The sequence below is a fragment of the uncultured Intestinimonas sp. genome (assembly GCF_944387725.1).
Taxonomy (GTDB): Bacteria; Bacillota; Clostridia; order Oscillospirales; family Oscillospiraceae; genus Intestinimonas.
This window is the reverse complement of record NZ_CALXGA010000077.1, coordinates 1-9,055: the sequence shown is the minus strand read 5'-3', so window position 1 is coordinate 9,055 and position 9,055 is coordinate 1. Positions and strand designations below refer to the sequence as shown.

Sequence of the window (9,055 nt, the reverse complement as noted above, 5' to 3'; positions counted from 1 at the left end):
AACTAGTACACCAAAAACAGGGTGATAGCGTTTCACAGGCCCATTTCGTCTCCATGCAAAACATAAGGGGATAAAAAACAGCGAAAGAGAGAAAGCAGAAAAATCTGGTGGCAGGAATCGTAGGTGCTTTTTTGGGTTCCCTGCTGAGCGCGGTATGTATCATCCTGACGGGGCAATTGGGTTACATGGCCTCCATCTGCGGCTTGGCCATGTTGTATTTCTTCGCGCTTTTAGGTGCGGTTCCCATGACCCTGGCGGGATTGCGTGCCAATAGTGCAGCCGATCTCTTCCGAATGGACGCCGACTGTGCCCAGGTAGAAGATGGCTATTACATGACTCAGGCCGGAGATGTACTCTATGGCGTTATGATTCAGACGGATTGCAGCGAGAAAGATGCGCTGGATGTCCTGCTGGCACCCATCGGGGACTACCGGATGGACCCGGACTTTGACCGCTTCGCCTTTGCCTTTCCAGGTGAGCAGGAAAACCTGCTCACCATGACGGAGGAAGACGGGGCGGCTTATCGATACAATATCTTGTCGATCTACTTTACCGATGGCGCCGTACTCCATACCGCTGTTGCCCTGGCGGAGGATGGGACGCTAATTCGGCTGGAATCCACCCATGGTCCGCAGGTGGATGACCAGGAAGTGCTGGGGCATATGCTCTATATCCTGCGGCATATGGAGCGCGAGGACAAGGGCAGCGTGCCGGACGGGACAGCTGCCTTGTGGAGCACAAGCCACAATGACGGCCCAAGAAAGGAGCCTGCCTGTTCTAGGAGCTGCCGCCTCCATCGACACTGGGAACTTTGGGCGCTAATGGGAGCGGCAAGCTCAATAGATAGAGGAGGGGAAACGAATGTATTGGCCATGGATCGAGCTGGGCCTGTCCGGCCCGTCTGATCTGGAGACGGTGAAGCACGCCTATGCCCGGCGGCTGAAAGAGGTCCACCCGGAGGAGGACCCGGAAGGGTTTCAGAGACTCCACCGGGCCTACACCGCCGCCCGGCGGCTGGCTGCCCTGATGGAGCGGGGAGAGCCGGTTCCCCCGCCGCCGGAAAGCCCACCGCAGGAAGAACTACCCAGCCAGCCGCCGCCAGCCGAACCCTCTCAGTCAAAAGACATCTGGGACTTCCAGGAGCTTCTGAGAGATGACGGCACAGAGCAGGAACCGGACTGGCAGGAACCCTATTTCCCCCCACCTCCCCCGCCCCAGACGACCCGCCGCCTCGGCTGGCTGCTGTTCGCCCTTCTGGGCGGCCTGTGCTGCCTGATCATCGTGCCCATCCTTCTGGCGCGGAGCATACCTAACACTGACCAGCGAAATGCCCAGCAGTTGCTGAATCTCTTAGAGGAGGACTTTGGCGTGGAGCTGGTCTCCTCCCCCAACAACCGGGATCGAGAGGACGATATCTATCTCTTCTGGGAGAAGGACAATCCTGCCATCCGATTCCAGGCCAACCTGGAGGGTGAGCGGGACCGGGAGGACGGAGAACGGGGCTACCGCACCAACTACACCGATGCCAAATTCTACCGGGAGATGCGGAACTTTCTCCTGGCCTGGCCGGAGTATACGACCTGGTATGACATCGAGCGCACCGACCCGGATGGGGAGGATATGGCAGAGCACGCCGCGCCTCAGGGGTACTATGTCTTTCAGCTCCCGCTGGAGGGAACGGAGGATTTTCTCACCGCTTTGGGGAACCGGCTGCAGCGGCTGTCTCAGGAGGACTGGTTTATCACATACCCCCCGCAGTTCCAGTTGGACTTTCTCCATGGGGATGCGTTGATTCTGGAGTACCTCTCCGATGAGGACCCGTTGCCGGATGGGTCGGAGCTGGTCCAGAGCTATGAGGATAACCTGGGTCCCTCCATGCTCCTTGCGCTGCTGAACGACCACGGCGTGGCAAATTGGGACTATCCCAACTTGGATGCGGTGTCTATCCTCCGGCAAGGGGATGAGGGGCGGGTGTTGGACGATCCTTGCTGGTGGGTGACCTGTCACGGCACCGACCTGTCCGGAAAGGCGCAGACCATCAACTACTTCCTGAACAAGAACTTCACCAGGATCTATGCCATCTCCCAGGATGTTCTGGATGGAAGCGGGGCGGACATCATTCTGGAGGAGTGGGATCCCATTCAACTGGAGTGCGGCTGTGAGATCGCTGTCTGGCGCTCCAGGTCATAGCATCCGCCCAATCTGAATTGCAAAAACGGGCCGCTCTCTGCAAACAGAGGGCGGCCCGCTTTTCGCTGTTCAGTCAGCTGAATGGGGCACTGATCAGGTTTCTCCCAACAGGGCGGTCCGGTGGGCATCGAAGCCCGCCTTGACCAGCTTTTTGGGGCCGCTGGAAAACGCCCCAAAGGGGGATAGAATGGGGCGGTAATCGGGCAGACTGACCAAGAAACAGTCCAAAAAGTCCCGGATGCGGTAGAAGTCCCCGTGGAGCAGAAAGTCCTGCACCCGCAGGTTCTGGAACGGGATCAGGGGCGCTTTCCTGCCATCCCCCTCGTCCAGATAGTCTGCAACATTGGCCACCAGGTAGTCGATCTGCCTGGTGGTGTCCTGCACCACCGCGGCCAGGAAACACTCTCCCTCCGCCCCCTTCTCGTGGAGGAGAACCAGGTGGACGCTGTCGTCCTCCAGTTTCCAGGTGAGGACCAGTCGCTCCAGCTTGCCCATCTCAAATCGGGCCAGCAGATCCCCCACCCAGCTGCGGTTGTATAGGGTCACGTCCTGGGCATCCAGCGCACCACCCGCCTCCTGGGTGGCAAAACGGGCAGGGTGCTTCCCCAGGACATACCGATTGCGCAGGGTCTTGGACATCCGTGTCCGCTCGTAGGGGAAGCCGCCCACCGTCCGCCGGGCCACATAGTAGCGCTGGATGGCGTTGTTTAAATAGACCTGGCTGGACCACTGGCCCGGGTCAGGGGCCCGGCCATTGAGCAAGGCGATGAGGGCATCCACAGGCCTTTTGGGGGACTGGTGGAGCCTGTATGTGGCCAGCTCTCCCATGCGAAAGGGGACGTACTTCGTCTGCTTGCTGTCGGTGTTCATATATGCGTCCCGGTCGGAAATAAGGGCCTCCCAATCCTGGCCCCGGTCATCAAAGCGCAGCAGGGCACAGGTGCTGGCCTCGTTGGGCCGACAGCTGTTCCACAGCAGGACGATGTGGTACTGGGGGCAGAACACCTGCTTGGACGGTGCATCCCCCTCCCCGTTGTCCAAGCACATGGGGCCGGTGGTAAAGGCCAGCCGGCTGATCCGCTTGTTCTGAAATTCCTGAAGGAGCTGCTCGATGAGGGAATTGTCCACCTCCTCCGGGGCCCAGGTCCTGTCTTTGGCCCAGTAGTACTCCGCCCGGACAGAATAAGAAAAGCCGCTGGCGAGCATGACAGCCTGCTCCGGGGCAAATAGTTCGTCCAGAATATCTCCCGCCAGTGCCTCCGCCTGCTGGAGGCTGAACACATCTTCCCGGCAGTACTCCCCCAAAAGCTCCAGGCCATCCAGGGAGCGGCGGATGGTAACCAGCTGGCTGCTGGCGTAATACCATTGACAGAAGCACAGCGCCCCGTCCGCCTCCCGACCGAAGAAGGCGGGCCGGGTGACGGTCACGTTCTCCCCCTGCTCCATGAGACAGGCCACCTCCCCCGCCATGGACTTGGCCAGGGTGGTCAGCAGCGTTTCGTCGGGCAGGCCCAGGCGGGCCAGCCGCTTCTGGATGCAGTCTGCTACCTGGTCCTGTTCCTCCTGAAAGGCGGCCATCATGGGCAGGAACAAAAAGAACTGGTTGTCCTCCATCTCCTCCATGCTCCAGAATGGGAGGATGGGCATGGAAAGGGTCTGGCCTTCCAGCTGATATTCGATGTAAAACTGGTGGAATCGGGCGGTCAGCTCCACCTCATCTGTCCGCTCTCCCTCCTGTCGTTTCAGGGAAATGGTGCGGGACAATCCCTGCTCCGCCAGCCGCCGGTCCCACTGGGGCAGGGAGGCCAGCTCCTGCTCCACCGTGTCCATAAGGGCGCCCCCCTCCTGATCCGCCGCCTGGAAAAAGGCCGCTTGGAGGTACCAGCGGAAAAACAGAGGGTTGGACAGGGTACAGCTGTCGGGAGTGATCTCCTCCTGGGCCAGCCGGTGGAGGCGCTGTGCCTCCACTTCCAGCCGGTGGCGCTCCTCCATGCCGTGAATGGTGGCCTGGGCATTCTCCCGCATCATCCGGGCCAGGGGCAGTTGGGGATGCTCCTCATAGAGCGCGATCAGCCGGTTCAGAAAATAGACTCCCGTGGATCCCCCCGACCAGAAGGTGTGGTTCTGCATGAAGGGCCGGCTGCGCACCGCCCGCTGAAAATCTTCCCGGTCGAAAAAAGCGTCCACCTGGCGGCCCATCTCCTCCTCACTGACGTTCTGGTGATAGGTAATGGCATCATAAGCTTTGGTCAGCTCAGTAAAATTTTCCCGCGGGGCACACACTTCCGGGGCCCGCTCCAGGCACAGGTCCCGCAGGACGCCGTGGAGGACCTTGCCCCGGCCGAAGATAGCGGAGTTCAGGTCGAGCCTGTTCCACAGGACCTCGTACACCTCAGCAGGAATACCTTTTTGCCCGAAGAAATGGTTGAGTAGTCTGAGGGAGACTACGTTCCGCTCATTGTTGCAGTCGCCGGTACACTTCTCCTTCACGTAGGCGGTGGTGTACTTCCACAGCAGGCTGTCCAGGGCGCGCAGACCCTCATCGGTCCACCCCCGCTGCGCCATGTCCATCAGCTTCAAATAGTCGGCGTAGGCAGCGGAGAGAACCAGATCGTTCCCCCGCAGCCGCCCCGCCAGAGGGCCGCGGACGGCAATGGCGCAGATGGCCTCCATTCCCTCGAACTGTCCGCCGGGGGCCTGATGGACCTCTACCCCACCCGGACCGGAGACAGTTTCGATTTGATAGGCCACCGCCAGGGCGGCCTGAAACTCCTTGCTGGGGGGACAGTCCCCCTCCTGCTCCGCCACGATCCGGGCCAGGAGGGCAGTAAAATCTCCCTCCCGCCACACCGTCAGAAACTCCGGCGCGGTGAAGTACAGATCCCACTGCTTCCGCTCCCGCCGCTGTTTTCCTGTGTAAAGCGCGCAAAAAGCGGTCACTGCCGGATGCCCTTCCAGAGGGTTGCACTGAATGGCCTCCAGCAGCTCCGATGAGAGACCACTGCCCTGGGCGGGCTGTATAAGCGGCTCCTTCTGAGGCTGTGTCTCCGACAGGCTGTCTGACTCTGCGCCCCGGGCCAGTTTTCGAACGGCCTGGTAGGCCGCGTGGAGGCGTTGAAAGCCCTCCGGGTCCTCCTCCGGGTGGACCTCTTTCAGCTTCTTGGCATAGGCCCGGCGAATTGTGTCCAGGTCCTCCGTCTCCGGGATGCCTAAAATTTCCCAAATATCCATGTGATAACCTCATCCAGACCGGTGAATAGCTGGCGGACAATCCCAATCGCGTCTATGGCCGGTCCTCTCCCTTTCATTTTCTCACCAAATGCAAAATGCCCATCTGCTCCACGATCTCCGCATCAGTCTCAAACTCATCCAGATAGTGACGGAACTCGATATAATCATACCCCCAGTCCTGTCCGGTGGGCATATCCTCCGGGGCAATGCTCCGCAGGGCTATACTGTCCTTGAAGTAAAGGCGCATCACCTCTCCCGTGTCCGTATTCACCCCCACCATCAAATCGTAGGGCCAGTCATCCACCTCTACCTCTCCCTTCCACAGATAGGTGTGGGGTGTGTCGCCGAAGTCCAGAGCAGCCATGCCGCTCTCTTCGATCACCCGGCCATACAAAGTCGCAGGAGCCGCGTCATAAGCGTCTGTCATCTCCTGGGCGGAGAAGGGGCCGTCGCCGGAGCGATAGGTGTAGTAGATCACTTCGCCATAGGCAAGAGACAACGTGAAATACGGAGGATACAGTTCCCACCAGGGCTGGGCCGCCAGGGCCTGAATTTTCTCGGCGACTGCGGCCACCGCCTCCCCGTACTCGGTCAGATCGGTGCGCAATGTAAAGGCCCACAGCTCCTCCTGGGGGTCATAATCGTCCATCATATATACATCCAACCGATCCTTCAGCTTCTCCAGTTCCCGGTTCAGCAGCTCCCCACCAAAGTTGGTGGTATACCCCACCTCTCCCCGGCTCAGGTCCCGCTCTCCCTCCGGCACAGCGATGAACTGTACCTCTGGCTGGTTTACCAGATAGTATTCATCCTCATAGCTTTCAACACCCCCCTCCAGGAAATAGGAGGCTACCGGCTGACCGATGTCGGCAGTCAGCCACTCTACCATGGTCTGGCGCTGGCGTCGGGCATCCCAGTTGGGAATATTGACAGCCAAGAAGACAGCCGCCAGCAGCAAAATACATACCACCCCTACCAGCTTCTGCTTCCGGCTGGTCTTGCGGGGAAAAATTCTCGCCCAAAGAGAGGGCTTCTTTGCTTTCTGTCCGGAGATCGTCTCGTAAAACATGCGAAGCTTTTCCGGCGGCCGTCCCTTCTCCAGACCATAGGCTCTCAGCACCACTGTCCGAACGGCCGGCTCCCACACCGCATAGGAACTGAAGGCAGCCATCAGCCCGGATAAAAAGGCCGGCTCCCACTTCACCTGAAAAAACAGCGGAGAAGTAAAAAATGCTTCCCACAGGGCAGAGCTTTGGCCCTCCCGCAGCAGAGCGTGGACAATGCGCACGGCCGCCTCAGTGGGCGACTCTCCCTCCTGCCGGCGGAACGGGTCCTCCTGCCGGGCATCCTTTTGACGGGCCTGCTGCTGGAGCAAAATCCGAGCGGCATCCCGGCCATCCTCCGCCGCCCCCCCGCGCGCTTGTCCAAGCGGGACCTCCTCCTGTTCTAGCAAGGCGTCAAAGTCAAACGTTTCCCCCTTTGCCTCCTGCGGCGCAGGTTTCGGCGCTTCTTCCTCCAGCGAAGAAAAATCCAGAGTGGTATCCCGGGACGCATCTTCCTCCAATTCCCCCCTGGGCCGCCCGGGACTATGGCCCCGGGCGGCCTGACGGGCGGCCTGATAGGCCTCATGCAACCGCTGGAACCCCTCCGAATCCTCCTCCGGGTGGGTCTCCTTCAGCCGCTTGGCGTATGCCTGACGAACTTCCTTCAAAGAGGCAGGACCGTCAAGCCCCAGTTCATCCCAGGGCCAGCTCATGTGTCATCCTCCTCGTTGTCTTCCCACTGGCTGAACAAAGGGCCGTCCAGCAGGTCCTGGCCCAGATAGGACTCCGCATTGTCCAGGAAACTCTCCATCCGCCGGGTTGCCTTGGCCACCCGAATGGTTTCCTGCGTGGCGAGGCAGCTCTGATACCAGGTCAGCATTTGTTCCACCTGGGCGCGGAGGCCGCCTACCGTCATGGTATAGAGCCGCTCCGCCCGAGCCAGCAGCGCACGGGGGACCTCCTGGTCCCGGGGATGGAGCTTCAGGGCGGACAGCTCCTTCAGCCGCCGTTCCACCTCCCGCTGATCCATGTCCTGGTTCTTCAGTACCAGGCTCTTGTTCTGGCCGTTCTGGTTGACAACCTCCACTTCCAGCAGGCCATTGATGTCATAGGTAAAGCGGATCTGCACAGACTGCTTTCCTCTGGGTGCGGGCGGGACAGGAAGCGTGAGTTTGCCCAACAGTCGGTTATTGTCACAATAGGGGTTCTCCCCCTGGTAGACCTCCACGTCCACCTTGTTTTGGTTGTCCCGGATGGTGTAGAAGGTGTCCACCTTGCTGGTGGGCAGCACACTGTTGCGCTCGATCAGGGGCGTCATGAGGGTGCGGCGGGGGTCCGCTTCGTTAAAAGTGGCCACCCCCAGAGTGAAGGGGCACACATCGGTAAGTACCATCTCCCGCAGATCCTCCGCCCGGGCCTTCATTCCCGCGCAGATGCCCGCGCCCAGGGCGATGGCGGTATCCGGCCTGGTGTCCTTCGCAGGCTCCCGGCCAAGGACCTGGGCAATGTACTGACGCACCGATGGCATGTGGCTGGAACCGCCTACCATCACCAGCTCGTCCAGTTCCTCCATGGACAGCCCCGCATCCCGGAACACCTGCTGCACCGGGGCGGTCATCCGCCGGAACAACCGCGCGCACTTGCGGATAAGCCACTCGTTGGTCATGGGCAGAGATGCCTGTATGGTGCCGTCATCTACCGTCATAACCACCAGTTTTTGCGTGGTCAGAGCGATTTTGCAGCTCTCTGCCTGACGGATCAGCATCTCCTGTCGGCTGGTGGACAGAGCATTGAAATCAATGCCGCACTCCTCACAAAAGCCCTGGGCGATGGCCAGGTCAAAGTCGCTGCCTCCCAGGCGGTTGTCCCCGCTGACGGCAGTGACGCTGATCACGTTCTCAAACCGCTCCACCAGGGACACATCCAGAGTACCACCGCCCAGGTCGAAGACCAGGCAGACCTTGTCATCCTCGCCCTCGTGGACATGGGCGGCCACAGCGGCAGCAGAGGGCTCATTCACCAGTCGCTCCACTTTCATCCCCGCTAAGGCGCCGGCCCGCTTGGTGGCCGCCCGCTGGGCCTCGGCAAAGTAGGCGGGCACGCTGATGACCGCCTCCTCCACTGTCTCGCCCAGATATGCCTCCGCGTCCTCCCGCAGGCGGCGGAGGACCAGGGCGGACAGCTCCTCCGGCCGGAAGGACTTTCCCCCCAGAGAAAACACCTTGTCCGTACCCATGTACCGCTTAAACCGTGCGGCAGAGCGGTCGGGGTGGGAAATGAGCCGGTCCCGTGCCGCCTGACCCACCAGGACGGTCCCGTTTTCGTCTATACTCACCGCACTGGGGGTGAGAAAGCCGCCGGCTGCACTGGGAATCAGTTCCGCTCGTCCCCCACGCCAGACAGCGGCCAGAGAATTTGTTGTACCTAAATCTATACCCAAAATAGCCATATCATGATCTCCTCTTTGCCAAGCTCCACGGAAACTATACGATTGGATTTTATTGTAGCACAGGATGAAAAAAAAAGACAAGAGGAGGGTGCAGCCCCTTGGGCGGAGCGCAACCGCCGCGAAAAGCGGCGGCTCTTGGCGC

5 protein-coding genes are annotated in these 9,055 nt (G+C 60.4%); 2 read left to right on the top strand and 3 right to left on the bottom strand.

The window, feature by feature from the left end; genetic code table 11:
* Nucleotides 1-107: 107 nt before the first annotated feature.
* Nucleotides 108-905: a hypothetical protein gene (locus tag Q0K09_RS09575; RefSeq protein WP_294475707.1), complete on the top strand. Its 798-nt coding sequence runs from the start codon at nt 108-110 to the stop codon at nt 903-905.
* A complete protein-coding gene (locus Q0K09_RS09570) occupies nt 862-2,190 on the top strand; it encodes a J domain-containing protein (protein ID WP_294475706.1) in 1,329 nt (442 codons plus the stop codon). Before Q0K09_RS09575 ends, Q0K09_RS09570 begins: the two co-directional genes overlap by 44 nt.
* A gap of 93 nt (nt 2,191-2,283) precedes the next feature.
* On the opposite strand, the gene Q0K09_RS09565 is transcribed toward Q0K09_RS09570, so the two are convergent.
* The 3 genes from Q0K09_RS09565 to Q0K09_RS09555 form a co-directional block, all read right to left on the bottom strand.
* On the bottom strand, nt 2,284-5,421 hold the full coding sequence (locus tag Q0K09_RS09565) for a J domain-containing protein (RefSeq protein ID WP_294475705.1): 3,138 nt from the start codon (nt 5,419-5,421) through the stop codon (nt 2,284-2,286).
* A 73-nt stretch (nt 5,422-5,494) separates the two neighbouring features.
* Nucleotides 5,495-7,177 (bottom strand): hypothetical protein, encoded by a 1,683-nt coding sequence (locus Q0K09_RS09560; protein ID WP_294475704.1) that lies wholly within the window; start codon nt 7,175-7,177, stop codon nt 5,495-5,497.
* Nucleotides 7,174-8,913, bottom strand: a complete 1,740-nt coding sequence (locus Q0K09_RS09555) for an Hsp70 family protein (protein ID WP_294475703.1) — start codon at nt 8,911-8,913, stop codon at nt 7,174-7,176. Before Q0K09_RS09555 ends, Q0K09_RS09560 begins: the two co-directional genes overlap by 4 nt.
* Between the last annotated feature and the right edge of the window lie 142 nt (nt 8,914-9,055).